The sequence below is a fragment of the Streptomyces sp. NPDC053432 genome (assembly GCF_055585365.1).
On the sequence record NZ_JBVJKF010000011.1, the window covers coordinates 206,867 to 231,068 of the forward strand.

General features: G+C 72.7%; 29 protein-coding genes. 15 read left to right on the forward strand and 14 right to left on the reverse strand.

Translation table 11 applies throughout. The features are described from left to right. Window positions 1–152 precede the first annotated feature (152 nt). From ACZ6Y1_RS20210 to ACZ6Y1_RS20220, 3 genes are all read right to left on the reverse strand, one after another. Window positions 153–986 carry an ATP-grasp domain-containing protein gene (locus ACZ6Y1_RS20210; RefSeq protein WP_469631448.1) on the reverse strand — a complete coding sequence of 278 codons (834 nt, stop codon included), beginning with the start codon at window positions 984–986 and terminating at the stop codon, window positions 153–155. A 553-nt stretch (window positions 987–1,539) separates the two neighbouring features. Continuing rightward, on the reverse strand, window positions 1,540–1,734 hold the full coding sequence (locus ACZ6Y1_RS20215; protein WP_469631264.1) for an antitoxin: 195 nt from the start codon (window positions 1,732–1,734) through the stop codon (window positions 1,540–1,542). 110 nt (window positions 1,735–1,844) lie between these two features. Continuing rightward, entirely contained in the window at window positions 1,845–3,209 is a 1,365-nt protein-coding gene (locus tag ACZ6Y1_RS20220; protein ID WP_469631267.1) for a glycosyl hydrolase family 28-related protein, read from the reverse strand. A 123-nt stretch (window positions 3,210–3,332) separates the two neighbouring features. Here ACZ6Y1_RS20220 and ACZ6Y1_RS20225 point away from each other — a divergent pair, with 123 nt between their 5' ends. The 5 genes from ACZ6Y1_RS20225 (at window position 3,333) to ACZ6Y1_RS20245 (ending at window position 8,669) form a co-directional block, all read left to right on the forward strand. After that, complete coding sequence (locus tag ACZ6Y1_RS20225; RefSeq protein WP_469631270.1) at window positions 3,333–3,899, forward strand: ArsR/SmtB family transcription factor; 567 nt, start codon at window positions 3,333–3,335, stop codon at window positions 3,897–3,899. Next, window positions 3,899–5,152, forward strand: coding sequence for an MFS transporter (locus ACZ6Y1_RS20230; protein WP_469631274.1), 1,254 nt, complete (start codon window positions 3,899–3,901; stop codon window positions 5,150–5,152). The genes ACZ6Y1_RS20225 and ACZ6Y1_RS20230 overlap by 1 nt, the downstream gene beginning before the upstream one ends. A gap of 55 nt (window positions 5,153–5,207) precedes the next feature. Beyond that, window positions 5,208–6,221: an SPFH domain-containing protein gene (locus ACZ6Y1_RS20235; RefSeq protein ID WP_469631277.1), complete on the forward strand. Its 1,014-nt coding sequence runs from the start codon at window positions 5,208–5,210 to the stop codon at window positions 6,219–6,221. Continuing rightward, complete coding sequence (locus tag ACZ6Y1_RS20240; RefSeq protein WP_469631280.1) at window positions 6,218–7,114, forward strand: hypothetical protein; 897 nt, start codon at window positions 6,218–6,220, stop codon at window positions 7,112–7,114. The genes ACZ6Y1_RS20235 and ACZ6Y1_RS20240 overlap by 4 nt, the downstream gene beginning before the upstream one ends. A gap of 139 nt (window positions 7,115–7,253) precedes the next feature. Continuing rightward, the gene (locus ACZ6Y1_RS20245) at window positions 7,254–8,669 is read left to right on the forward strand and encodes a cellulase family glycosylhydrolase (protein ID WP_469631283.1); all 1,416 of its coding nucleotides are present in this window, start codon (window positions 7,254–7,256) and stop codon (window positions 8,667–8,669) included. A 13-nt stretch (window positions 8,670–8,682) separates the two neighbouring features. Here the strand turns inward: ACZ6Y1_RS20245 and ACZ6Y1_RS20250 are convergent, their stop codons facing one another. Both ACZ6Y1_RS20250 and ACZ6Y1_RS20255 read right to left on the reverse strand, forming a co-directional pair. After that, window positions 8,683–9,501: an SGNH/GDSL hydrolase family protein gene (locus ACZ6Y1_RS20250; protein WP_469631286.1), complete on the reverse strand. Its 819-nt coding sequence runs from the start codon at window positions 9,499–9,501 to the stop codon at window positions 8,683–8,685. Between the two features lie 5 nt (window positions 9,502–9,506). After that, complete coding sequence (locus ACZ6Y1_RS20255) at window positions 9,507–10,223, reverse strand: hypothetical protein (protein WP_469631289.1); 717 nt, start codon at window positions 10,221–10,223, stop codon at window positions 9,507–9,509. Between the two features lie 69 nt (window positions 10,224–10,292). Between ACZ6Y1_RS20255 and ACZ6Y1_RS20260 the strand changes: the two genes are divergently transcribed. Together ACZ6Y1_RS20260 and ACZ6Y1_RS20265 are read left to right on the forward strand one after the other, a co-directional pair. Then, window positions 10,293–10,793, forward strand: coding sequence for a MarR family winged helix-turn-helix transcriptional regulator (locus tag ACZ6Y1_RS20260; RefSeq protein WP_469631292.1), 501 nt, complete (start codon window positions 10,293–10,295; stop codon window positions 10,791–10,793). 146 nt (window positions 10,794–10,939) lie between these two features. After that, window positions 10,940–11,545, forward strand: coding sequence for a GPP34 family phosphoprotein (locus tag ACZ6Y1_RS20265; protein ID WP_469631296.1), 606 nt, complete (start codon window positions 10,940–10,942; stop codon window positions 11,543–11,545). Between the two features lie 54 nt (window positions 11,546–11,599). Here the strand turns inward: ACZ6Y1_RS20265 and ACZ6Y1_RS20270 are convergent, their stop codons facing one another. Continuing rightward, complete coding sequence (locus ACZ6Y1_RS20270) at window positions 11,600–12,232, reverse strand: hypothetical protein (RefSeq protein ID WP_469631299.1); 633 nt, start codon at window positions 12,230–12,232, stop codon at window positions 11,600–11,602. A gap of 64 nt (window positions 12,233–12,296) precedes the next feature. Next, complete coding sequence (locus tag ACZ6Y1_RS20275) at window positions 12,297–13,205, reverse strand: NAD(P)-dependent oxidoreductase (protein WP_469631302.1); 909 nt, start codon at window positions 13,203–13,205, stop codon at window positions 12,297–12,299. An 83-nt stretch (window positions 13,206–13,288) separates the two neighbouring features. Between ACZ6Y1_RS20275 and ACZ6Y1_RS20280 the strand changes: the two genes are divergently transcribed. Continuing rightward, window positions 13,289–13,660, forward strand: coding sequence for a winged helix-turn-helix transcriptional regulator (locus ACZ6Y1_RS20280; protein ID WP_469631305.1), 372 nt, complete (start codon window positions 13,289–13,291; stop codon window positions 13,658–13,660). A 78-nt stretch (window positions 13,661–13,738) separates the two neighbouring features. On the opposite strand, the gene ACZ6Y1_RS20285 is transcribed toward ACZ6Y1_RS20280, so the two are convergent. The 4 genes from ACZ6Y1_RS20285 to ACZ6Y1_RS20300 form a co-directional block, all read right to left on the reverse strand. After that, window positions 13,739–14,218, reverse strand: coding sequence for an NUDIX domain-containing protein (locus tag ACZ6Y1_RS20285; RefSeq protein WP_469631308.1), 480 nt, complete (start codon window positions 14,216–14,218; stop codon window positions 13,739–13,741). Further along, window positions 14,215–14,703 (reverse strand): NUDIX hydrolase, encoded by a 489-nt coding sequence (locus ACZ6Y1_RS20290; RefSeq protein ID WP_469631311.1) that lies wholly within the window; start codon window positions 14,701–14,703, stop codon window positions 14,215–14,217. Before ACZ6Y1_RS20290 ends, ACZ6Y1_RS20285 begins: the two co-directional genes overlap by 4 nt. A 47-nt stretch (window positions 14,704–14,750) precedes the next feature. Further along, window positions 14,751–15,584 carry a PIG-L family deacetylase gene (locus tag ACZ6Y1_RS20295; protein WP_469631314.1) on the reverse strand — a complete coding sequence of 278 codons (834 nt, stop codon included), beginning with the start codon at window positions 15,582–15,584 and terminating at the stop codon, window positions 14,751–14,753. A 127-nt stretch (window positions 15,585–15,711) separates the two neighbouring features. Then, window positions 15,712–16,752 (reverse strand): YVTN family beta-propeller repeat protein, encoded by a 1,041-nt coding sequence (locus ACZ6Y1_RS20300; protein ID WP_469631317.1) that lies wholly within the window; start codon window positions 16,750–16,752, stop codon window positions 15,712–15,714. Between the two features lie 256 nt (window positions 16,753–17,008). Here ACZ6Y1_RS20300 and ACZ6Y1_RS20305 point away from each other — a divergent pair, with 256 nt between their 5' ends. Together ACZ6Y1_RS20305 and ACZ6Y1_RS20310 are read left to right on the forward strand one after the other, a co-directional pair. Further along, window positions 17,009–18,052 (forward strand): sulfotransferase family protein, encoded by a 1,044-nt coding sequence (locus ACZ6Y1_RS20305; RefSeq protein WP_469631320.1) that lies wholly within the window; start codon window positions 17,009–17,011, stop codon window positions 18,050–18,052. Between the two features lie 141 nt (window positions 18,053–18,193). Beyond that, complete coding sequence (locus ACZ6Y1_RS20310; RefSeq protein WP_469631323.1) at window positions 18,194–19,228, forward strand: helix-turn-helix transcriptional regulator; 1,035 nt, start codon at window positions 18,194–18,196, stop codon at window positions 19,226–19,228. A 34-nt stretch (window positions 19,229–19,262) separates the two neighbouring features. Here the strand turns inward: ACZ6Y1_RS20310 and ACZ6Y1_RS20315 are convergent, their stop codons facing one another. Continuing rightward, a complete protein-coding gene (locus ACZ6Y1_RS20315) occupies window positions 19,263–20,246 on the reverse strand; it encodes an SDR family oxidoreductase (protein ID WP_469631326.1) in 984 nt (327 codons plus the stop codon). A gap of 135 nt (window positions 20,247–20,381) precedes the next feature. Between ACZ6Y1_RS20315 and ACZ6Y1_RS20320 the strand changes: the two genes are divergently transcribed. From ACZ6Y1_RS20320 to ACZ6Y1_RS20330, 3 genes are all read left to right on the forward strand, one after another. Next, complete coding sequence (locus tag ACZ6Y1_RS20320; RefSeq protein ID WP_469631330.1) at window positions 20,382–20,657, forward strand: hypothetical protein; 276 nt, start codon at window positions 20,382–20,384, stop codon at window positions 20,655–20,657. An 84-nt stretch (window positions 20,658–20,741) separates the two neighbouring features. Then, on the forward strand, window positions 20,742–21,737 hold the full coding sequence (locus ACZ6Y1_RS20325; protein WP_469631333.1) for a hypothetical protein: 996 nt from the start codon (window positions 20,742–20,744) through the stop codon (window positions 21,735–21,737). A gap of 95 nt (window positions 21,738–21,832) precedes the next feature. After that, window positions 21,833–22,642 (forward strand): class I SAM-dependent methyltransferase, encoded by an 810-nt coding sequence (locus tag ACZ6Y1_RS20330; RefSeq protein WP_469631336.1) that lies wholly within the window; start codon window positions 21,833–21,835, stop codon window positions 22,640–22,642. A gap of 26 nt (window positions 22,643–22,668) precedes the next feature. On the opposite strand, the gene ACZ6Y1_RS20335 is transcribed toward ACZ6Y1_RS20330, so the two are convergent. After that, on the reverse strand, window positions 22,669–22,929 hold the full coding sequence (locus ACZ6Y1_RS20335; protein WP_469631338.1) for a hypothetical protein: 261 nt from the start codon (window positions 22,927–22,929) through the stop codon (window positions 22,669–22,671). A gap of 74 nt (window positions 22,930–23,003) precedes the next feature. Beyond that, the gene (locus ACZ6Y1_RS20340; RefSeq protein ID WP_469631340.1) at window positions 23,004–23,237 is read right to left on the reverse strand and encodes a hypothetical protein; all 234 of its coding nucleotides are present in this window, start codon (window positions 23,235–23,237) and stop codon (window positions 23,004–23,006) included. A gap of 149 nt (window positions 23,238–23,386) precedes the next feature. Here ACZ6Y1_RS20340 and ACZ6Y1_RS20345 point away from each other — a divergent pair, with 149 nt between their 5' ends. Continuing rightward, window positions 23,387–23,701 carry an ArsR/SmtB family transcription factor gene (locus tag ACZ6Y1_RS20345; protein WP_469631342.1) on the forward strand — a complete coding sequence of 105 codons (315 nt, stop codon included), beginning with the start codon at window positions 23,387–23,389 and terminating at the stop codon, window positions 23,699–23,701. After that, window positions 23,698–24,111: an SRPBCC family protein gene (locus ACZ6Y1_RS20350; RefSeq protein WP_469631344.1), complete on the forward strand. Its 414-nt coding sequence runs from the start codon at window positions 23,698–23,700 to the stop codon at window positions 24,109–24,111. Before ACZ6Y1_RS20345 ends, ACZ6Y1_RS20350 begins: the two co-directional genes overlap by 4 nt. Window positions 24,112–24,202: the final 91 nt, after the last annotated feature.

A 24,202-nucleotide genomic window follows, 5' to 3' on the forward strand; every position in this document is an offset into this window, starting at 1 on the left:
GACCGGCCGACGCCGACGGATGACCGACAGCGCATGTCGGTCGTTCACGCAGCGTGGAGCTGCGTACCTCGCACCGTGCGGGACCGGATCCGGGCCGAAGCACCCCCCTGCCGGGCCGCCGACGCCAGGCGTGCGCGTCGGCGGCCCGGCAGTCAGTCACGGCCGGCGAGGAGGGTGTCCTCGGTGTTCCGGCAGAACCGGCGGTCTCGCTCCGCCATCCGTGTGCGCGGACCGGCTGAGCGGAGGACGACCTCCAGGGCCCGGTCGGGGTCCGCGGCGTAGCTGTTGCTGAACCAGGCCATGTTCGCCTCGACCACCGCCCACCGGTCGGCGGCGCCGGCCTCGGGCGTGGTCAGGAGCCCGATGTCCATCACCACCGCGCTGGGCAGGCCGTCGCCGCACGCGGCCAGGAGATCATCCGCGAACTCCAGGGCAGCGCCTTCACAGCGGTGCCCTGCCAGCGGCACGGCGTCGAGGCGGCCGAAGGTGGCGTACTGCGAACCCGTGCGGACCTCGCCGTCGAGGACGTACAGGCGGAACTCGGCCGCCCAGGTCACCACGTCGCCGACCTGTACCGGCACCTCCGGTGACAGCTCCGGCCCCTTCGGGAGGCGGCTGCCGTCCGCGTAGACGGCGGCCGGGAAGCTCTTGTCGGTCGGCGGCTTGACGAAGGCCGGACGCGACAGAGCGCGCGCCTCGCCCAGGGTCGTCAGGGCGATGTGCCGTCGGGTGTACTCGTACGGCAGCGTGGTCAGCCAGTCGTCGGTCGGCTCCAGGAGCGCGATCTCGAGGGCGTCCACGACGCGTGCTCCGAAAGCGGGGCCGCCGTAGTAGTGGGCACCGTGCCTGCCCGCGGCGGCAGCCGTACCGTCGTGGGCGGGGAGTACTGCCACCTCCATCCCCCGCCTGCGCGCCGACGTCGCCAACAGTTCGGCCGTGGTGGTGTATTGCGGCGCCAGCGCCAGGAAACCGTGCTTCGTCACGATCGCTGACGATGCCACCGCTCCGGCCGGAGCGTCCACAGGATTCGCGCCCGGACGGACGCACCCCGGCGGTGCCGATCCTGCGCGAGGACGTCTACGCCTGGCCGCGGCTCGGGATGGGAGCGGCTCGCCGGGGTGGTCGCGGGCGTGGTGCTGAGCACCGTCCTGCCGCACTGAGTGACGGACCCCGCGTGGTCCTTCCAGCGGGGCTGCTACTGAGGGGGATCCCGCCCGGCCGGAGCGGGGCGCGGCGGCCCCGGAGGGCGCGGCGGCCGTCGCTCCGGCCGCTCTGCCGGAGCGGGCGCGCCCCATGGCTGCGCCCGCAGGCCTGCCGGGACGCCTCCGACCGCGCGGCCGCCGGCCGGCCCCTCTGGTGCGCCGCCGGCCCGGACGCTCGCCGGAGGGGCTCGACGGCCGCCTGGTCCTGGCCGGACGGACGGTACCGACTCTCCAGTACTTCAGTTCCGCCGGGCCCGCGCGGCCCGCCGCGGACGGTCCGTACGACCCCGCCCCGCACGCCCTCGTACCCCTGGCACGCGCGCGGGGCGCCACCGCGTCACCGCTGGGGCGGCTGGTTCTGCCCCTGGTCCCCGCCCAGTTGTTCCTTGAGCTTCTCCTGGGCCGTGTCGACCTGACTGCTGTATTTGCCCTGGGTCCTGTCGTCCACGAAGTCACCGGCCTTGTCGACGCCCTGCGCCGCCTGGTCCTCGTGACCCTTCAGCATCTGCTTGAGCTTGTCCAACACGGACATAGTGGCCTCCTCGCCATGGGTTCAAAACCTCCTCCAGGGTCAGGTCTCCTCGCACAAACCGCATCCGCTGAGTCCTGAGCTGCGGATACGGAGGAGGCCACGCATCGGTGTCAGGCGTTGAGCGCCGACCAGAGCCACTGGCCGCCGACCCGGACGTAGAGCCGCTTGTTGACGGAGTCCACGGCCATGGTGCCGTCGAGGGGCTGACGGGTGAAGGAGGCGTCGGTGACCGGGCCGGGCACGAGGCGCAGGGGCGGGTTCGGCGCGTTCTTGACGGGGATGGTTCCGGTCGCCTGGGCGCCGAGGGTGCCGTAGCTGTTCTCCACCCGGAAGTCACCGGTCGAGGACTGCTCGTAGTAGATGTGGGTGCCGGTGGGGGCGGTGGCGTAGAGACCGACGACGTTGCGCAGCACCGCGGTGGAGTTCGGGCCGGAGTAGAGCGCGACGCCCGCGTTGACGGTGGCCTTGTCCCGGTTGGCGATGACCACGTTCTCCAGCGCGCTGGCGCTCGCCGCCCAGCTGATGATGTTCCGCGCGGTGGCCGGGGTGCCCGCCGCGAAGTCACCGGCGTAGCAGTAGATGTTGGTGGCGTAGATGTGCCGGCAGCCCGCGTCGGTCTTCAGGTGAGGGCCGCCCTGCATGCGGGAGGTCTCGAACTTGCAGTCGGTGATGTAGACGCCGTTGGGGTTGTTGGTGGTGACGGCGCCCTGGCCGATCCACAGCGCGCCGGTGCCGAAGGCCTCCAGGCGGCAGCCGATGAAGTGGATCTGGTTGATGTTGTCCTTGCTGTGGCCCCAGGCGCCGTCGGTGGCGGAGGAGGCGTTGCGCAGCCAGATGTTGGGCTGGGTCGTGCTGCCGGTGGTGCCGGTGCAGTCCTCGATGACCAGGTTGTAGAACCGGGAGTCCCAGAACTCCACGGCGTCGATGCACATGTCCTTGTTCGAGGTCATGAAGACGTCGCGGAAGTAGGAGTTGTTGTTGTAGTAGAGCTCCAGCAGGAGGCCGGTCCTGCCGTTGCCGTTGAAGCCGAGGTTCTCTACGGAGCAGTAGCGGCGGTGGGTGGCCCCGGTGGAGTAGGCCGCTCCCGTGCCGGACATCCGGAGCAGGATGCCGTCGGCGCCCTTGATCAGCATGGAGGCCTTCGCCCCGGCGCCGGCCAGGCGGATGCCGTCGGCCCTGACGGCGAGCGCGGGGGTCCCGGCTGCGGGCTTGACCAGGTACTTCCCCGCGGGGAAGTACACGGTGCCGCCGCCCGCCGCGGCGGCGGCGTCGAGTGCGCGCTGGATGGCGGCGGTGTCGTCGGCCGACCCGTCGCCGACGGCGCCGTGGGCCTTGACGTCGAACCAGTCCGGCGTACCGGCGGCCGTGGTCGCCGCGGCGGCCGTACCGGCTCCGGATATGAGCGCGGTCCCGGTGAGCCCGGCCACGGCTCCGGTCAGCAGGGCGCGGCGGGCGGTCTTCGGCTGTTCGGTCATGGTCTCCCCCTGGTGATGACGGACTACACAGATGATCTTGCCACCCGCCTCCGACAGGGCGATGCCGGAAGTCCCCGCGAAATCCCCTTGCTCAATGGTCAAGAAACGTTGACCATTGTGTCCATGCCAACCGATGATCTTCCCGGGACGTTCCACGTCACCACTGACGAGCAGCTGCGCGCCGTCTCCAACCTCACGCGTCACCGGATCATGGCGGTACTCCGCTTCGAGCCCGCGACCATCACCCAGATCGCCGAGCGGGTGGGCCTCGCGAAAGGCAGTTCCAGCTATCACGTACGGCTGCTCGAGCGGGCCGGCCTCGTGAAGGTGGTGCGCACGCGGAAGGTGCGCGGCGTCAACGAGCGGTACTACGCGATGGCCGCGGGGACGATCGTGATGCCGGATCCGGGCGAGGGAGGGCCGGACCTGCTGATGCGGCACGCGGTCGCGGACCTGGAGGCGGCGCCGGCGGACGGTGAGCGCCACGTGCGGATGGCGCATCTGCGGCTCACCGATGAGCAGTTCGCGGAGCTCGGTGCTCGGCTGGACGCCCTGGCGGACGAGTACCGGGCACTGTCCGATCCGTCGCTGCCGGACGCGTCGTTCGTCTTCGCGCTGTTCCACCCGGCAGCGGGCGAGCGGGGCAAGCAACACGAACAGCACGAGCAGCACGAGGGGGAAACCAAGTGATGACGGACGACGTCCGTAAGCTGCCGACCGGGTTCGGGCGGCTGTGGACCGCGCAGACCGTGTCCTCGCTCGGCGACGGGGTGTCGCACGCCGCGCTGCCCCTGCTCGCCCTGACGTTGACACGGGATCCGATGGCGCTCGCCGTCGTCACGGCCGCCGGAACGCTGCCGTGGCTGCTCTTCGGGGTGCTCGGCGGTGCGCTGGTGGACCGCTGGGACCGCCGGCGCACGATGTGGATCACGGACGCGGCGCGCGCGGCGCTGCTCGCGGTACCGGCGGCAGCGGCCGCGCTCGACGTGCTGAGCATTCCGCTGCTCGCGGCCGTCGCCTTCCTGCTCGGCCTCGGCGGACTCTTCTTCGACACGGCCGCCACGGCCTACCTGCCGGACCTGCTCGGCCGCGAGCCCGCACTCCTGGAACGCGCCAACTCCCGCCTGCGCGGCGCCCAGACCGCCATGTCCGGCTTCGCCGGCCCGCCTGCGGGCAGTGCCCTGCTCGCGCTCGGACGGGCCTTCCCACTGCTCGCCGACGCGCTGTCGTTCCTGCTCTCCGCACTGCTCGTCCGGTCGCTGCCCGCCACGCCCCGGCCCGTGCCGGAGGCCCGCGAGTCGCTGCTGCGGCAGGCCCGGGCCGGCGCCTCGTACGTGTTCCGCGACCGGCTGCTCCTCGGGCTCGCACTGCGCCCGGCGGTCGGGAACATCGCCTTCATCGCCGTGGAGACCGTGCTCGCCCTCTTCGCGCACGAGCGTCTCGGCATCGGCGCCCTCGGCTTCGGCCTGCTCCTCACGGCGGAGGCCTCCGGCGGTCTGCTCGGCGCGGGCATCGCGTCCTTCCTCGGCCGGCGGCTCGGCACCGGCACCGCACTGACCTGCACGGCCGCAGTCGAGGGGCTCGCCGTCCTCGGCCTTGCCGCCGCCCCGAATCCGTACGTGGCCGGCCTCGCGCTCGCCGTCTGCGGCGCGGGCATGGGCGCCACGATGGTGCTCGCGCCCTCGCTCCGGCAGTCGATCGTCCCCGCGCACCTGATGGGCCGGGTCGCGTCCACCTCCCGCATGCTCGCCATGTGCGCCGCCCCGTTCGGCGCCTTCGTCGGCGGGTGGCTGGCCACCGCGTACGGCGTGCGCGCCCCGCTGTACGCCGCCGCCGGTCTCCTGCTCGCCATGACGGCCGTCACGGCGACGATGACCAGCAACCGCCGGGTCGAGGCGGCGCTGCGGGCCGCCGCCCCGGCTCCCGCCTTTTCGTCCCCTTGACGATATACGCCCTTCCGGTTATCGTCACGATGACGAAAGCAAGGGGGTTCTCACCATGGCCGACATCACCCGGCGCTTCGGCTGGCGTCATCTGCGATCCGCGCCCACCACCCACATACGCCACCACAAGCGCGGCCGTCTCGTCCATGACGGCCGGGGGCTCAGCTTCTGGTACCGGTCACTGTCGGCGGCGCTGTCCGAAGTGCCCGTCGACGACCGGGAGCTGGCCATGGCGTTCCACGCCCGTACGGCCGACTTCCAGGACGTCACCGTGCAGGCCACCGTCACCTACCGGATCAGCGACCCGGCCGCGGCGGCGGACCGGCTCGACTTCTCCGTGGACCCGGACAGCGGCAGTTGGCGCGGCGCGCCCCTGGAGCAGATCTCCACCCTCCTCACCGAGACCGCACAGCAGCACACGCTGGACGTGCTGGCCCGGACCCCGCTGGCCGTCGCCCTGGTGGACGGTGTCGCCTCCGTACGGCAGAGCGTCGCCGCCGGTCTCGCCGCCGAACCGCGGCTCCCGGACACCGGTATCGACGTGGTGGCCGTGCGCGTCGTCGCGATCCGGCCCGAGGCCGAGGTGGAGCGCGCCCTGCGCACCCCGGCCCGCGAGCAGATCCAGCAGGAGGCGGACCGGGCCACCTACGAACGGCGGGCCGTCGCCGTCGAGCGGGAGCGGACGATCGCCGAGAACGAGCTGGCCAGTCAGATCGAACTGGCGCGGCGCGAGGAACAGCTGATCGAGCAGCGGGGCGTCAACTCCCGCCGGGAGGCCGAGGAGAAGGCGGCGGCCGACAGCGTACGGACCGAGGCCGAGGCGGCGCGCAAGGTACGCCTGGCCCGGGCGGACGCCGCAGCGGCGCGCGAGACCGGAGCGGCGCGGGCCGAGGCCCAGGCTTCCTGGCTGCGGGTGCACGACGAGGCCGGCGCGGGCACGCTGTACGCCCTGGCGGCGACCCGGCTGGCGGAGAACCTGCCGCGCGTCGAGAGCATCACGCTCACCCCGGACGTCCTCACCGGGCTCCTCAGCAGGCTCGGGCGTCCGGACGCCGGTTCCGAGGCGTGAGCCTGGCCCCTCGGGCGGTGCTCGTGCACCGCAGGACCGAGTACGAGGAACTGATCGACCGTCACGGGACGCACGGGCAGGCCGCGTTCTTCCTCTCCAGCCGTGGCCGCTCGATCGACGACGTGGTGGACCGCCACAACCGGACCCGGCAGGCCCTGCGCGAAGTGGCGGCGGCGGTACCGCTCACCTGGCGCAGCTCCCAGGTGGAGCGGGCGGACCTGGACCGCTTCCTGTTCGCGCCGGAGGACGTGGTGGTCGTGGTGGGGCAGGACGGCCTGGTCGCCAACACCGCCAAGTACCTCTCCGGACAGCCGGTGGTCGGCATCGACACCGACCCGGGCCGTAACCCCGGGGTCCTGGTCCGTCACCGATGCACCGACACGGCCGCCCTCCTGCGCGCCGCGGCCGGCGGGGGGCCGACGGAAGACCTGACCATGGTCGAGGCCGTCGCCGACGACACCCAGCGCCTTCTCGCCCTGAACGAGATCTACCTGGGCTCACCCGGCCACCAGACGGCCCGCTACCGCCTGAGCCCCGACGGCGAGGCTGGGCCGGGCGAGGCCCAGGCGTCGTCCGGTGTGCTCGTCGGCACCGGCACCGGCGCCACCGGCTGGCTGCGCTCCCTGTGGCTGGAACGCGGCAGCACCGCACAGCTGCCCGCACCGTCGGACCGCCGGCTGCTGTGGTTCGTCCGCGAGGCCTGGCCGTCGCCCGCGACCGGAACCTCCAGGGTCTGCGGCCATCTGGACCAGCGCGAGGGCCTGCGGCTGACGGTGGAGTCGGACCGGATCGTGGTGTTCGGCGACGGCATGGAGGCCGACGCCCTGCAGCTGACCTGGGGTCAGAGCGTACGACTGGGCATCGCGGCGACGGCGCTGCGCCTGCTGACGTGAGCACCCCGCCCGGCGGTGCGGGAAGCAGACGGGTCTCGGCAACTGCAGCGAAACGATGGGAACTTGCCTCACTCGTCAGTAACATCCGACCCGCAAGTGACACATCGTCAGAGACGTCGCCTCCGAAAGGGTCTCCTGCATGCGCCGGACCTCCCGCTTGGCCCCCGTCGCCCTCGCCGTGGCAGCCCTCCTGCTCGGCGTCCTCCCCGCGCAGGCCCAGGCCCGCCCCGACCGCCCCGACCGTGTCACCGTCGGCGACCGCACCTTCATCGCGGACGGCCAGGGCCGCGCGCTGCAGTGGCGCGGCTTCAACCTCGCCGACAAGAGCGGACGGGGCGCCGACGCGTTCGCCGACATCCACGAGAGCGACCTCAGGGACATGGCCGCCAGGGGGTTCAACCTCGCGCGCCTGGCGTTCTTCTGGGACGACCTCGAACCGGCCCCGGGGCAGTACGACCGCGGCTACCTCGCCAAGATGCGCCGCATCCTCGACTGGGCCGCCCGCTACCACGTCAAGGTCGTCCTGGACGCCCACCAGGACGTGTACGGCCCGCACTTCGGCTCCCGCGGCGTACCCGCCTGGGCCACGCGCGACGAGGGGCTGCCGTTCTGGCCGATCCCCGAGGACTGGTTCTCCGAGTACTTCGAACCGTCCGTACAGGCCGCCTTCGACCACCTGTACAAGGACGCCGATCTCCGCACCGCGCACGCCCGCATGTGGACGACGGTCGCCGCCTCCCTGGGCGGGCACCCGGCACTGCTCGGCTACGACCTGATGAACGAGCCGTTCGCCCGGTTCCTCGAGGGCGAGGACCTGCCCGCCGCCGCGGCCCGCTTCGAGGCCGGCGAGCTCACCGAGATGTGGAACCGCCTCGCGCGGGCAGTCCGCCTGGTGGACCGGAAGTCGTGGGTGTTCGTCGAACCCACCGTCATCGTCGGCCTCGGCGTCCCCACCCGGATGGGGACCGTCGACGACCCGCACGCCGGGTACGCGCCGCACTTCTACGAGACCGCGATGGAGACCGGCGGCGACTACGACCCCGACGGCACCTTCATCCCCGCCTACGAAGCCGCGATCAGCGACTACCCGGCCCGTCACCGCATGCCGGTGGTCGTCGGCGAGTGGGGCGGCAACCCCTACGTTCCGCACGCGAGCCGGTTCGTCACCGACATGACGGCCTCCCTGGACCGCTTCTCCAGCGGCTGGACGTGGTGGCAGTGGTGCCGGGGCGGCGGCTACTGCTTCCTCGACCAGACGGGCGCGCCGAAGCCCAACGCCCGGCTGCTCGTCCAGCCCTACGCGCGGGCCGTCGCGGGTGACCCGCTCGGCTTCGCGTACGACCCCGCCACCCGCACCTACACCCTCACCTTCCGCACCCGCGACAACGCGGAGGGACCCACCGAGATCACCGTGCCGAAGGACACCTACCCGGACGGCTACCGGGTCACGGTCCGGGGCCGCGGCGCCACATGGGAGGGCCACGGCCAGACCGTCACCGTGAACACCCGCGGGAGGAGCGGGAGCACGTACGAGGTCACGGTCGGCCCGCGGTAGCCCACCCGCGCGGTCACGGCGGGCCCGGTTCCGTCGCCAGCGCCTCCACCACCGCTGCGGTGACGTGCTGTTGACCGGCCGGGGTGAGGTGGACGCCGTCCTCCTCCCAGTGGCCGTGCGCGGCGGCCCGGGTGTCGACCGTGACCTCGGGCTCGGCGAGCAGGAGTTCCGCGACGGCGTCGAGGTCGGGCCCGGCCCAGCCGAGACCGGCCCGCCGGAAGTGGACGTACTGCGCGACCCGCCCGGGATCGACGCCGGTCGGGGTGAGCCAGACCCACCGGGCCCCGGTCCGCCGGACCGTCAGGTCGCGCAGGGCCCTCAGGGTGCGGCGGGTCTCGGCGGCGGAGACCAGCGGGACCCCGTCCAGCCGCTGGACGTCGTTCGCCCCCAGCATGCACAGCACCCAGTCGGGCCGTTGGAACGCGAGGAGCGGGAGGTTCGCCAGGGCCTGGGTCGTCGTACTGCCGGACACGGCCATGTTGGTGCAGCGCACGCCTTCCGGAAGCAGGTGCCGAAGGATCTCGAACCAGGACAGCCGGTCGGCGGTGGTGCTCTCCCCGACGGCCACGACGTGTTCGCCCGGCCGGAACGGCAGAACGGCCAGGCCTGCGGCCGCTCCCGGTTCGGCCGCGAGGGCGGCGGCGGCCGCCCGGTTCCGCGCCTCGAACCGGTCCAGGCGCGTCCGGTAGCCGGCCGGTTCGAGCCCGAACAGGGCCCCGAGCGCGGCCTCGTCGGAGGCGGGGCCGAGATGACGCAGGACCTTCTCGGGCTGGTGGAAGCGGAGCATCCGTTCCGCGGGGTCGGGTGCGGGGGCGGTGGTGGAGCTCGTCATGGCGGTCAGCCCTCCGTACGGACGCGGCGGCGCGGCAGCAGGAACCCGGCCGCGATCAGCCACAGCAGACCGGCGAACCGGGCGACCGGAAGCAGCAGGGCGGCCCCGTCGGCCAGCAGAACCAGCGTGGACAGTTCGGCGACCGCCGCGACGGCCAGTCCCGCCACGGCGAGGGCGCGCGGGAGCAGCCCGGCGAGCAGCCCCGGTACGGCGATCCCGGCGACCAGCAGCCCCAGCAGGACGACGTGGCCGGGCCCGCCGAGCCCGAAGGCCAGGTACTGCAGGGCCCTTACGACGTCGTCGTGCCCCGCGACCTCGGGCCGGGAGAGCACCCAGGTGACCAGTCCGGAGCAGGCGAGGAAGGCCGAGGCGAGGGCGCCTCCGGCGAGCGCGATGGTGGCGCCGGGGGCACGTACGCCGAGCTTGTGCAGCCGCGCCGAGACGGTCGCGGCGTAGATCGCGAGCGGCACCGAGGCCGCGAACTGCAGGGCTCCGGAAAGGCGGGCCGCGTCGGCGTGGTCACGGAACCAGGCGGTCACCGTGTCGGTGGAGCCGAAGGGCGAGGGAAAGGTGTCCCCGCCGGCGAGGACGGTGCTGAGCACGAGCCCGGCGAGGAAGAGGGCGGTGAAGACCACGGCGAGGATGCCGGGCGGCGGTCCGGCCTGCGGGTCCCGGCGGTTGTGCGGCTCCCGGGCGGCAGCGGTCGATGAGGTGGCGGTCACGGCAGAATCCGTTCTCTGAGGTTAATCGTTCACCGAGGAGAATCATTTTGCGTGGCTTACGATAGGCGGGTGAACAGTTCCCGGCAACCGCATACGACGGGCTCCGCCCCGGCCACCGGGCCGCGCGGGGCCGCGTTCCTCCTCGCCCAGATCGGCGCGCACGCCGCCGGACGCTTCGCGGAACGCGTCGGCCACCTCGGGCTGACCCCGGCGGACGTCGGACTGCTGCGCATGGTCGCCGGGCAGCCGGGGCGCAGCCAGCGGGCCCTCGCCGAGGAGCTGGGCGTCGTACCGAGCCGTGTCGTCACGCTGATCGACGGCCTGGAGGGCAAGGACCTCGTCGAACGGCGGCGCAGCGCCGAGGACCGCCGCAACTACGAACTCCACCTCACGGCGGAGGGCAGACGCACCCTCGGCGCGGTCTCCCGGGCGGCCGCGGCCCATGAGGACGCCCTGCTCGCCGCCCTCGACCCGGAGCAGCGCACCCACCTCCTGGGCCTGCTCGAACGCGTCGCGGCCGAACAGGAACTGACTCCCGGGGTCCACCCCGGCTACCGCACCCGCGGCTGACGCCCGGCCGGCGTCCGGACGGCCTTGGCGGGAGCAGGCGTGGAATCGCGGATGGGCGGCGAGCCCGGAGGCGATACTTGATCCGCATCCGCACCGCTGTCGGCGGCGGCGCGAGTCCGGTTCGGCGGATCACGAGGGAGCCCTTCATGACCACGGCGCAAGACCTGTTCATCATCGCCCTGGAGGCGCCGCCGGAGCGCCCTGTGGGACAGGGCGACCTGTCCCTGGCCCTCGCCGGCGCCGAGCTGATCGATCTCATCACGGCGGAGACCGTCGCCCTGGACGACGACCTCGTCCTGCCGGGCCCGCAGCCGGTGCTGGACGAGCGGTTGCTCGGGGCGGCGGCGTCGGCGCTCGTGCGGCAGGAGCCGTACGAGCGCGTCGAGGACTGGCTGTGGCGCAGGGGCCGCGACCTGTCCGCGGCCTACCAGGGCGTGTTCGAGGAGGACGGCCTGCTGTCCCCGGCGCGGCGCGGCCGCCTGTCGTGGGGGGCCAAGCACCTGGAACTCGCCGACACGCCGGCCCGGCAGCGGGCGCGGAGGCGCTGGGAGGAGGGCGAACCCGTCCTCCAGGCCCTCGCCGTGGCCGTCGGCATCCGCCGCGGGCCGTCCGAGGACGCTCCCGGCCCGGACGGCGAAGCGGTGACGACCGTGCTGGCCGCCGTCAACGACGCCGTGATGGAACTGGAGGCGGTGCGCCAGCGGCGGACCATCGAGAACGCGGCCTTCGCCAACGTCTGGCGGGCCCCCTGAGTGCTGCCCGCGGGCCGGCGGGAGCCGGACTGCTCCGGTACGCGATCGGGGCCGTCACCCGCGCCTGAGGGGCCGGGGCCCAGCGCGTTCGACCGTGGACAGGACCCGTACCAGTGCCGGCGCCGCGGGAGCCGATCCGAAGCCGAAGCGCACCGGAGGGACGACGGGAGCCAGAGGGCCGAGGTCGATCCCGTCGAAGGACGCGTCGGCGGCGACGATCGGCCACAGGTCACCGGCCGCGTACCACTGCCGGTACCCGGGGCGGGAACTCCCCCGGGTCCGTACGCCGGCCATCAGGCGGGCGGGGACGTCGGCGACGGCCGCCCACAGCGGCCGCCGGACGAGCGGCCGCGGGACGGCCCGCAGGGCGTAGCCGAGAGTCCCGCGACGGCCCACGGTGAAGTCCAGGACCAGGGACGACCCCGCCACGACCTCCCACACGCGGCCGCGCGTGCGCACCCTCACCGGGGTCGTCCGGACCTCGTCGAAGTGATAGACACCCGCGACGTACTCCGCGGTGGGCGCGGTGGGCGCCAGCAGCACGCGCCGGCCGTCGGCCCGTTCCACCATCACGTCACTGAACGGCCCGAAGGGCGAGCGGGGCCAGTGACCGACGACCACGCGCGTGCCGGAGCCCGTTCCGACGGCGGCGATCCAGCCGTCGAAGGTCAGCCGTTCACGTCGCACTCCAGGTCTGTACCCCTGGCCGTGGCCCCGTATGCTTGGCCGCCCGCCCCCGGCCCCCGGCGGGTCAGTGCGGTGCTCTGATGCCGTCGATGATGCGGGTCCAGTTGTCGCCGCCGTGTCCGTCCTTGATCGCGCGCCGGTAGTGGGTCTGCACCGCCAGTGGGAGCGCGAGGTCGAGGCCGAGTGACGCGCTCGTCTCGACGATGTGGTCCGACGTCGCGCCCATCATGGTGACCGTGCTGAGCTCGCCGGGGTGCTCCCCCGCATCGAGCGCGGTGCCCGGGTTCGCCTCCCCCGCCCTCAGGATGGCGCCGATGGAGTCCGCGGCGGAGAGCAGCTCGGGGAGCGCGTCCTTGGCCGGCATGCCCGCGGTGCCCAGCATCGCGGTCGCGTGCATCAGTGCGGACAGGGTGGTGAGGAACACCGCGAGCTGGGCTTGGTACATCATCTGGGCGAGGCCCGGGTCCTCACCGAGGTACTTCGGTGTTCCGAGGAGGGTCAGGGCGGGCAGGTGGCTCTCCAACGCCTCGGCGCGGCCGCTGTAGTAGGCGTAGGCCGCCGGCGTGCCGACCATCGGCGCGGGGACCATGACACCTCCGGTGAGGAAGGTGGCGCCGTGGCCCGCCGCCCAGGCTTCCGCTTCCCGTGTGCGTTCGGGGGTGTCGGAGCTGAGGTTGACCAGGGTCCGGCCGGTGAGGGATCCGGTGGCGCTGTGGAGGACGTCGTACATCGCCTGGTAGTCGGTGAGGCTGAGGATCACGAGGTCACTGGCTTCGACCGCCTCGCGGGGTGTCGCGGCGAGGCGTGCTCCGTCGGTGAGGAGGTCGTCGGCCCGGCTCGCGGTGCGGTTCCACACGGTGACCGGGTGACCGGCGGTGAGGAGGGTGCGTGTCATCGCCCGGCCCATCGGGCCGAGCCCGATCACGGTCACGGGGCTGTTCCGGCTGGTGGCGTGTTCCTGTCGTTCGTTCACCTCTCCATCCTCGGAGAGTCACGCTAATCTCGTAAGTACCCACTATTTTCTGCGGTACTTACCTTTTAGTAAGGGGGACGGGGATGGCGAGGGCGCCGAGGAGCGGGCCCTACATCTGCGGCATCGATGCCGCGCTCGATGTGGTGAGCGGGAAGTGGAAGGGCCTGATCCTCTGGGAGTTGGAGGCGCGCGGTGTACTCCGCTTCGCGGAGCTCCGCCGCGGGCTGCCGGGAGTGAGCGAGAAGATGCTGACCCAGCACCTGCGGGAGATGGAGGCGGACGGCCTCGTGCACCGGGAGGTCTATGCCGAAGTGCCGCCGCGGGTGGAGTACTCCCTGACCGAGCACGGCCGCACGCTCAACCAAGCGCTCGGTCCGCTCGGCGCGTGGGGGGTCGAGCGGATACGCCGCGAGGGCTCGGAAAAGGTCGTGGTCGAGGAGACCGCACGGGTCTGAGCGGCGTGCGGGAGGCACGGGGCCGGGCAACGGAAGACCGCGGCACCGGCAACCGTGTGAGGCGCGTCCGGGGCCTGGTCAGGCCGTGTCACCCAGGTACTGCGTCTGCCACGTACCTGCGGCCGCCCGGGCGGCGACGTCGATGAGCCGGTCGCGCAGGTACAGCGGGATCATCCGCAGCCCGGCGACCTTGTCGAGCGGGACCCACTCGACGCCGGTGTGGGTCGGATCGGGGATGAGCCCGCCCAGCGTGGACGGCTCCGACACGACCTCGCACCAGAACAGCGCGTCGACCCGGTGGTTGCGGTCGTACGCGATGGGCCCGTCCTCGTGGTTGGCGGGGATGTGTTCGCGCAGGAACAGCAGCTGTCCGGCGCGAACGGTCACCCCGGTCTCCTCCAGCACCTCCCGCTCCACGGCGCGGTGCAGAGGCTCGCCCGGCTCCTGCCCACCGCCGGGCGGCAGCCACGTGCCGGGCTGGGGCCAGTTCCCCCTGACGAGCAGGACGTGGCCGTCACGGACGACCAGGCCGGTGGCGGCGGTGCGGATGCGGTTCATGTGGGCAACCCCTCCTGCAGGTACACGGCCCGGCCGGTCAGGGCTGCGGAATGGAGCGCGGTGAGCGTCCGAGCCTGCGCCGCGAGGGGATCCGGAAGGTCGTGGGGCTGGTGGTAGGCGTGCCGGTCGTGTTCGGAGCTGAGCCGGATCCGCTGGCCGGCGGCGAGCCGCGCGGCGAAGAAGTAGTCCACCACCGGGCCGGTGCCGAGGACGTCGGCCCTGTGGTCGACGCCGATGAGGCGGGCTTGCGGACCCAGCGCGACGCCGGTCTCCTCGCCCATCTCCCGGCGGGCCGCCGGCCACGGGTTCTCTCCGCCGTCGACCATGCCGCCCGGCAGCCACCACGTCCCGCTGGCCTGCTCCTGGCCGGGGCCGTACCGGAGCAGCAGCATCCGGTCCTGGTCGTCCAGCAGCATGACGCACGACGCCACGAGCGCCTGCGGCTGCGTCTTCACCCACTCCTCGCGGGGGATCCAGTCACCCACTCACGCCTCCGTCTCAGTGGCCTGCCCCGCCCGGCCGGACGGGCGGGTCAGCGCAGTCCGGCGAAGAGGTCGTTCTCGGGAACCGCCGCTCCGGTGGTGTCCTTGACCCGTACGAAGGTCTCCATACCCATCAGTTCACCGAACCTCTCCTTGCCCATCCTGAGGAAGAAGATGTTCTCCCCCTGACTGGCGTGCGCGGCCAGCGCGTCGAACTTCTGACCGCTGAACGCGGTGGTGTCCACCCACGTGGTGATCTCGTCATCGGGGAGGCCGATCTCGGCCAGCGCGGCGGCCTCGGCCGGGTCCGGCTCCGGCATGTCCGCGTGGAACTCGCGCATGATCTCCCCGAACCGCCGCATCGCCGAGCGGGGCACCGTCGTCCAGTACACCTTCGGCGTCAGCGTGGTCATCTCCAGTGCCGCCATCGTGATGCGGTGGGCCTGGATGTGATCGGGGTGGCCGTAGAAGCCGTTCTCGTCGTAGGTGACGACCACATCGGGCCGGTAGTGCCTCATGAGTTCGGCGAGTCGGGCGGCGCCCTCCTCGACGGGGGTCCGCCAGAAGGATCCCGGGGCGTCGTTGCTCGGCCAGCCCATCATCCCGGAGTCGGCGTAGTCCAGCACCTCCAGATCGCCGATCTTCAGGACCTCACAGCTCGCCTCCAGTTCCTGACGGCGCATCGAGGCCACGGTCGCCGGATCGTGCCCGGGATCGCCCGGCTTGACACCGCCCGGCCCGTCACCACAGCGGCCGTCGGTACACGTCACGAGTACCGTGCGCATGCCTTCCGCCGCGTAGCGCGCGAGGACGCCCCCGGTCCCGGTCGCCTCGTCGTCGGGGTGGGCGTGCACCGCCATGAGCGTCAAAGGCCGGTCAGTCATGCAGTCCTCCTGTAGGCATACGTCCTGCTCCTCGGTCGGTCCAACTCGCCGGACGGACCGGCTGTTCCCGGCACTCGGAGGACGTCCGTGACCGGGCGGTGTGCCGCTGCGGTGGTGCGGGGACGCGTCAGGAGGGCTTCCCCGGTGCCGCTGCGACGCCTGTGGGGCCGTCGCCCACGGCCACCGTGTCCGTCACGCGGGCTGTCGGGGCGTCGATGACCGACAGGCTGTCCGAGTCGAAGTTGCTGACGTGGACCAGGGAGCCGTCGGGGCTGACGGCGAGTCCGTTGGGGCCGTGGCCCACGGCGACGGTGTCCGTGACGGCACGGCGTCGGGTGCTGATCACGGACACGGTGTCGGACCCGATGTCGGCGACGTACACCCGGCGGCCGTCCGGTCGGACCCCGATCCCCGCGGGCCGGTCCCCCACCGGGATGCGCGCGGCTTCCGTGCCGGTGCGGACGTCGACCACCGACACGTCGTCCGACGTCAGGTTGGTGACGTACAGCTCACGGCCGTCGGGGGTGAGCACCAGGGCGGTCGGGCCGCTGCCGACGGGGATGGTTCGGGTGACGGTGCCGCTCGCGGTGCGGACCACCGCGACGGTGCCGGAGGCGGCGTTGGCGACGTACAGGGTGCATCCGTCGGGCGTCACCGCCAGGCCCAGCGGTGCGTCGCCCACCGCGATGGTGTCGGTCACGGTGCGGGTGCGGGTGCTGATCACCGACACGTCGTCCGATGCGACGTTGGCGACGTAGACGTTCCGGTTGTCCGGGGAGACCGTCACCCTGCTCGGTTCGTCCCCGACGGCGACGGTGTCGATGACCTTCCTGGTCCGGGCGTCGATCACCGACACGGTGTCCGCCGCGGAATTGGTGACGTAGAGACGGGATCCGTCCGGGCTGACCGCCACGCTGTCGGGCCCGTCACCGACCGGAACGCTGTCCACGACGGTGCCGGTGCCGGTGTCGACGACCGATACCGTGTCGGAGTGGAGGTCGGCGACGTATACGAACGCGTCGGGCCGCGGGGACGGCGGTCCGGCCGGCCGCGGCGCGGCAGATGCGCCGGCCGGGTTGCCCGGCCCCACGAGCGCCGCCGTCACGCAGAACACCGCGGCCGCTCGCAGCCTCCTGTACTGGTTCCTCGTCATGGGGTTCCTCGTCATGGGGCCACGCTAGGCCGCCGGAACGGAACGGCCCGTGAGGCTCGCGCGCAGCCTGACCGCAGGCGCACCCCGCGCCGGTCGAGCCTGCCCGCGGTCCCGAGGAGGACTGTCAGTGCTGTCTGCGAGCGCCGGCCTGAGGGGCTCGCGCGGCCGGCTCGTCGTGCAGGAGAGGGGTCGGCGGGCGGTTCTGGGGGAAGCCTGCTCGCGATCGCCGCCGTCGTCCTCGGCGGCGCGGTCGTCGAGGGAGAACGCTGACGTGCGCACTTTGACCTTCGTCGTCGGTACGGGCCGTAGCGGTTCGACCGCGCTGTCGGGCATCCTCAACGCGCACCCGGAGGTGCTCAGCCTGAACGAGCTCCTGTCGTCCGTGCAGAGCCGGGGCTTCCCCGAGGGCCTCTTGGGCGGTGGGGAGTTCTGGCGGCTGCTCGCCGATCCCAATCCGCTGTTCGAGCGGATGATCCGCAACGGCGTGCCCATGCCGGAGTTCGTCTACACGCGCCGTCCCGGACGCTTCGCGACCGACACCACCGGCATCCCCGCGCTGTCCCTGATGGTGCTCCCGCACCTGAGCGACGACCCGGACGGCCTGTTCGACGAGCTGGAGAAGCAGGTGTCCGGCTGGCCCCACCGCACCGCCGCCGGCCACTACGAGGCCCTGTTCGGCATGCTGTGCGCGCGATTCGGGCGCACAGCGGTGGTCGAGCGGTCGGGCTATTCGCTGGAGCGGGTGCCGCTGCTGCGCAGGGTCTTCCCCGAGGCGCGCTTCGTGCACCTGTTCAGGGACGGGCCGGACTGTGCGCTGTCCATGAGCCGGCACACGGGCTACCGGTTGATCTTCCTGCTGCGGGACATCCTCGCCCGGACCGGCGCCGACCGTGTCGAGGAGCTGACCGAGGACCAGATCCGCTCGCTTCCGCCCGAACTGTCGCCGCTGCTCGGTGAACGGTTCGATCCCGGCCTCGTGCTGGACCGGGACCTGCCCCTGACCGGCTTCGCGGCACTGTGGTCGCAGCTCGTCGTCCAGGGTGTGGCTCATCTCGACACGGTGCCCGCACCGGCACGCACCACCCTCGCCTACGAGGACCTGCTCGACGATCCCCGGGAGGAGCTGACCCGGCTGGCCGGCTTCATCGGCGTCGAGCCGCTCCCGCACTGGCTCGACGCCGGGGCCGCACGCCTGGACGGCAGCCGCCGGGGCGCCTCGCGGCGGCTGCCGGCGGCGGAACTCGCCGCGCTGCGGGAGTCCTGTGCCCCCGGTGCACGGGCCCTGGCGGACCGCCACGGGCGGCGGACGCCGTGAGGCTCCACCGCCGCGGACGCGGCCGATGCCCGGTGGGGCGCAGGCCCCGGATCCGGCGCCACCGGGCCGCCACCGCCCCCGCCACCGCCCCAGCCCCCGGCCGTGGTCCCGTTCGTCCGTCGGGTCGGTGATCCTTGGAGGATGCGTGCCGCCCGTCTGATCCGTATGGCCCTCCTGATCCAGTCGAACCCCGGCCTGACCGCGTCCGCGCTCGCCCGTGAGCTGGAGATCTCCGAGCGGACCGTGATCCGCGACGTCCAGGCGCTGCAGGAGGCCGGTGTCCCCGTCCGGTCGGAGCGGGGGCGGGTGGGCGGCTACTTCCTCGCCGCGGGATACCGGACCCGGCTCACCACGCTCCATCCGAGCGAGGCGGAGACGCTCTTCCTGTCCGGTCTGCCCTCGGCCCTGCGGGATCTGGGGCTGTCGGACGCGGCGCAGACCGCCCGGCTGAAGCTGAGCGCGACCCTGCTCCCGTCGGTACGCCAGGCAGCCGAGTCGTCGGTGCGCCGCTTCCACCTCGACGCCCCGGCCTGGTTCCGTGAACCCGCCACCCCGGAACTGCTGCCGGAGCTTGCCCGCGCGGTGTGGGCGGACCGGGCCGTCCAACTGTCGTACGCGCGGCCGGGGCGGGGCGGTGCACCGTCCGCCGTCGTGGTGCGGGTGGTCGAGCCGTACGGGCTCGTGCTGAAGGCAGGCAGCTGGTACGCCGTCGTCCGCATCCCCGGTGCGCAGGGGGAAGAAGCGGAACACGACGGCGGCTGGCGTACCTACCGCGTCGACCGGATCACCGCTCTCGGTCCCGCTGCCGGGGCGGAGGAGCCGTTCGCGCGCGACCCGGACTTCGACCTGGCCGCGCACTGGGATGCCCGCTCGGCGGCCTTCGCCCGCTCCCTGCTGCGCACCACCGTCACGATCCGGCTGACCGGGCGGGGGCTGCGGCGGCTGCCCGCTGTCGTCGACGGGGCCGCCGTCGCGGACGCCCTCGCCTCCGCGGGCGCCCCGGACCCCGCCGGCCTGGTCACCCTCGACCTGCCGGCGGAGTCCGAGGACGTCGCCTTCGACCAGTTGTCCCGGCTCGGGGCGGACGCCGAGGTCCTGGCCCCGGCCGGCCTGCGCGCCCGCTTCCGTGAGCACGCCGGGGCCCTGGCCGCTCTCTACCGGGCCGACTCCCCGTAGCGCTGCCCGAGGAACGCGGCGAGCGGGTCGAGGGTCAGCGGTAGTCCTCCGGGGAGCCTTCCTTGCCGCCGAAGGTGACGTCCTCGAAGTACGCCCAGGCGTCCGGCCGGCTGCCGTCCACGTCCGTCACCCCGTACGCCCTGGCCAGTTCCGCGCTGGAGGTGGACTTGCCGTTCCACCTCTGGGCGCGGTCCGGGTCGGCGGCCAGGGCCGCGACCGCTCGGGCCAGGTAGTACGGGGACTCCGCGATCGCGAACGCCGGCTCCTGGGCGATCGCGTCACGCCAGTTCTCCTCGCTCACACCGAAGTGGGCGAGCATCTGCTCCGAGCGCAGGAAGCCCGGGGAGACCGCGACCGCCGTGCCCCCGTACTCGGCGAGTTCCTGTCCCAGCCCGAACGCGAGGCGGATCGGGGCGTTCTTCGCCAGGTCGTAGTACATGTTCTCCCGGTAACGGCGGTTGGAGTGCGCGGTCCCGTCGGTGACCTCGACGTGCAGCGGCGCGTCGGAGCGGATCAGCAGCGGAAGCAGCAGCGCCGCCGTGATCACGTGCGAGCGCACGCCGAGCTCCAGGATCCGCAGGCCGTCCGCGAGCGGCGTCTCCCAGCTCTTCTTCCCGAACACCGAGGTGGCCAGGAGGTGCTCGCCGCCCCACAGGTCGTTGACGAGGATGTCGAGCCGCCCCTGCTCCCGGTCGATCCGCTCGGCGAGGGCGCGTACGCGGGCTTCGTCGAGGTGGTCGGTGGGGATCGCGATCCCCGTGCCGCCCGCCGCGGTGACCAGTTCGGCGGTCTCCTCGATGGTCTCGGTCGTCCGGCCGACCTCGCTGGCCCGGGCCCGGGTGGTACGGCCGGTGACGTACACGGTCGCACCGGCCCGGCCGAGCTCCACGGCCTGGGCCCGTCCCGCTCCGCGGGTGGCCCCCGCGACGAGGGCGACCCGGTCGGCCGGCGGCGCGGCGGGGTGGTGGGTGGTCCGGGCGTTCTCGATGGTCCGGGTGGTGTTGTCCTCGATGCTCATGTGATCCATCGTTCCTGCCAAAACTGACAGAACGCGTCACCTTTTACCGGAGGGAGGACGAACTCGCCGAGCTCCGACAGCATCTCGGGCTCGGCCCCGAGCCCGGGATCCTCCGGATCGTGACCGGGTTCCCGTTTGGGCGAGGCCTGGAAGGTGGGGGGCGAGCTCGTCTCGACCCTGCTTCGCCGGGAACACGGCGCGCGCGGCGTATGGGCCCTGACCAGTCGGCAGGAGATCCACCCCGACCAGTTCGACCTCACCGGTGAACTGCTCCGCCGGCTCGCGGCCAGGACCGACGACCGCCACCGGCACTCCGACGGCAGCGTGGAGCTGGGGTGGACACGGTTCCATGAATCCAGCCGCACGGAGCCGCTGGTCGTGCGTGACGGCGCGGTCATCCGGCCGTCGTAGTCAGCCCCGCACGGCAGCCGCGTGCCGGGGTGGCTCGCGATAACCCGTTCGCGTCGTGTGCGCCCGGCCGCGTACGTTCCGGGTATGACGAGGACGACGCCGGCCAGGCCGGTCGCGGTGGAGGCCGTGTTCCCGGAGCTGGCGGCGTACCGGGGGCGGACCACGCGCCTGCATCCGCGGCCGGGGGCGCCCGGGCGGCACGACAGCCATGTCGGCGGGCCCTTGCTGTGGCCGGGCGACGAGCCGTGGCCGGTCTGCCACGAGCCGCACGAGACCGAGACCGAGGGGTACGCGCCGGACGACATCCGCGCCGCCCGGGCCGCGGGCGTATGGCCGCGGAGCCGCCCGTGGCCCGACGCCTGCAGCCCCGGGAAGGACGGGCCGGTGCCGTTCATGGCGCTCGCCCAGTTCTTCGGCCGGGACGTCCCCGGCCTGGCCGCGGGTCCCGGCGGCGCCGACCTGGTGCAGCTCTTCCGCTGCCCGTTCACCCACGGCCCGCACCTGGAGCGCCGGTATCTCCTGCGGTGGCGGAAGGCCGCGGAAACCGAACGTGCGAGCCGATTCCTCGACGCCGCGCCCGAAGTGCCGTTCGTCGGTTGGGAGCACGAACTCCCCGAACCCTGCGTCGTGCATCCGGAGGAGGTGGACACCTATCCGTGGGCCGAGGACGACACGCTGCCCGCGGCCCTGATCGCGCGCATCGACGCCTGGGACGACGCCCGGACGGCGGAAGACGGCAGCGACGCCTCGGACTACCAGGGCGCGCTCTCGATCCCGCCCGGCTGGCGGGTCGGCGGCTTTCCCAGCTGGGCGTCGACGGGCCCGATGGACATCACGTGCGCGTCCTGTGCGACCCCGATGCGACTCCTGCTGACCGCCGGGGGCGAGGAGATGGACCGCGGCTCGCACAGCTGGATGCCGCTCGAAGACCGCGATCCTTCCCTGCGGGGGATGGGCTCGATCCGGGGCGGCCGGTCGGTGGCCCAGCCCACCCGCCTCCGCTTCGGCCGCGACCGGGACCTCCACGTCTTCACCTGCCCGGCCGACCCGGGACACCCGCCCCAATGGGTGCTGTCCTGAGGTCCTTCGGGCGCATTTGATGATCGACTTCGGGATGACGTCGGGGTCGCCGGACGTTGTCGCGGCAGTGGTAGGCGCGAGGAGGGGGACCAGGAGTGCAGACGGTGTTCGACGAGTCCGAGCGGCGGGCGGGGGCGGGGCAGGCCGATGCCTACGCCGCGAGTTTCGCCAAGCTCTGCGCGTATCCGGTGCCTGAGCTCCTCGACGCCGCGGGGGTCGGCGAGGGTGTACGGGTCCTCGATGTGGGGACGGGTACGGGCGGCGCGGCCGCGGCCGCCTGTGCTCGGGGGGCGAAGGTGTCGGCGGTGGACGCCGAGCCCGGCATGGTGGCCCGGGCGGCACTGACGGCCCCGGAGGCCGACGTCCGGCTTGCCGCTCTGCCCCGCCTGCCGTTCGCCGACGACGAGTTCGATGCCGTGGTCGGCAACTTCGTCCTCAATCATGTCGGGCGGCCCCGGCAAGCCCTGAGAGAGCTGCGGCGTGTGACGCGGCCCGGCGGCCGGTTGGCCGTCACCGTCTGGGCGGTTCCCACGGCTCCGGGGCAGGCGTTGCTGGGCAGGGCGATCCAGGCCGCGGGCGCCACGCGGCCGGCCCACCTGCCGGCTCTTGCCCCCGAAGACGACTTCCCCCGTACGGAAGAGGGCTTCGCCGCGTTGCTCGGTGAGGCCGGTCTCAAGGACGTCGTATGCGACACCGTGGCATGGGACCACCTGACGACGCTTGAGGAATGGTGGAGCGGACCGGCCGCCGGTGTGGCGACGATCGGCCAGATCGTCACGAGTCAGGAGCCGGCGGTGATCGCCGGGATCAGGAGCCACTTGGAGGTGCTGTCCTCGGAGTTCGCCGGGCCTGACGGCGTCCTGCGGTTGCCTCACACCGCGTTGCTGGCCCGCGCCCGGGCATGAGGCGTCCCTCCGGACCGGCCGCCGGTTCACGGCAGGCTGGTGAGCGGCCACGGGTTCGGGGCGTTGCGGCGGATCGCCGCGGCTATGTGGACCATGGCCAGGACGGCGCTCATGTCCGTCTTGCCCTCCGTGTACCGGACGTGGTCCTGACAGAACCAGAGGGCGTTCTCCGGATGCCCCTCGTGTCCGAGCGGTGGCTCCACCGCCCGGAAGTACACGAGCGTGAAGGTCTCGTAGTCACGGTTTCTGGAGGACGCGCGGCAGACCGCGCAGCTCGGGGGCATCACGGCCGGTCGCTCCACTCCGCCGGAGGAATCATGATCGCAAGCCTACGCTCGCCGTCGGCGTCGGCGGGCGTCTGTCACAGACTCCGTGCCGCCCCGCGCTCCGGCGCCTTCCGCAGTCTCACCCCGCCTGCGATGAGCGCCGTCCCCACGGCGAGGATGCCCAGGTACGCGGGGGACGGAAGGTCGACGATCTTGTGGATCCAGCCCCACTCCGTGCCGAAGAAGGTCTGCGAGGCGAAGCCGACGAGCCCCTGGGCTCCTACGACGTAGCCGAGGCTCTCGATGGTGTATCCGATGGTTGTCCGCACGGATCGATCTTCCCGCGGCGGGGCCTCACGATCGTCCTCCGCAGGGCCGAGATCACGGTAGGCCGAAGGATGCAGTGACGATGCACCACGCGTCGCCGACGCGTCGGAAAAGTTTGACGCGTCGGAGATTTCCGACGCATACTTCCCTCATGCCTACGGATGTGTTCGGCGTGCTGGCCAATCCGGTGCGCCGCAGACTGCTCGAGAGCCTGCGCGAAGGTCCCCGCTCCACCGGTGAGCTGGCCGGAATGTTCGAGCTCGGGAGGCCCGCCGTGTCCGAGCACCTGGCGGTGCTGCGCACCGCCGGACTGGTACGGGAGGAGCCGCGCGGCAGACACCGCTTCTACCACCTCGAACCGGCCCCACTGGCCGAGGTGAGCGCATGGCTGCATCCGTTCGAGCACTACTGGAAGCAGCGCCTGGAGGCGCTGTCCGATCTCCTGGACGAGGAAAACGGGACATGACCGTCGAGAACGACACGATCACCTGCGAGAAGTTCCTGCCCCACCCCCCGGCCGCCGTGTGGAAGGCCCTGACGGACCCCGTGCTCCACGCCCGCTGGTGGGCCGCCGGCGACATCAAGCCCGTCGTCGGGCACCGCTTCACCCTGGACATGGGCAACAACTTCGGCCTTCAGCCCTGCGAGGTGACCGAGGTGGACGAGGAGCGCCTGCTGGCCTACCGGTTCGCCGAGGGCACCCTCGACACCACCATCACCTGGACCCTGCACCCGCAGGACGGCGGCACCCGCCTCGTCCTCACCCACGCCGACTTCGACCTCGACTCCCCTATGGGGCGACAGGCCATCGCCGGCATGGGCAAGGGCTGGCCCCATGTCCTGGACAACCTGGCCACGACCCTGGCCGCGGCCTGAGTCCTCCCGGCGGATCCCGGCCGCACGCGGCGGGCGGGATCCGGCCGATGCCGTCCGGGGGGCGGCGCATCGCGGGTGGGCGCGCTACCCT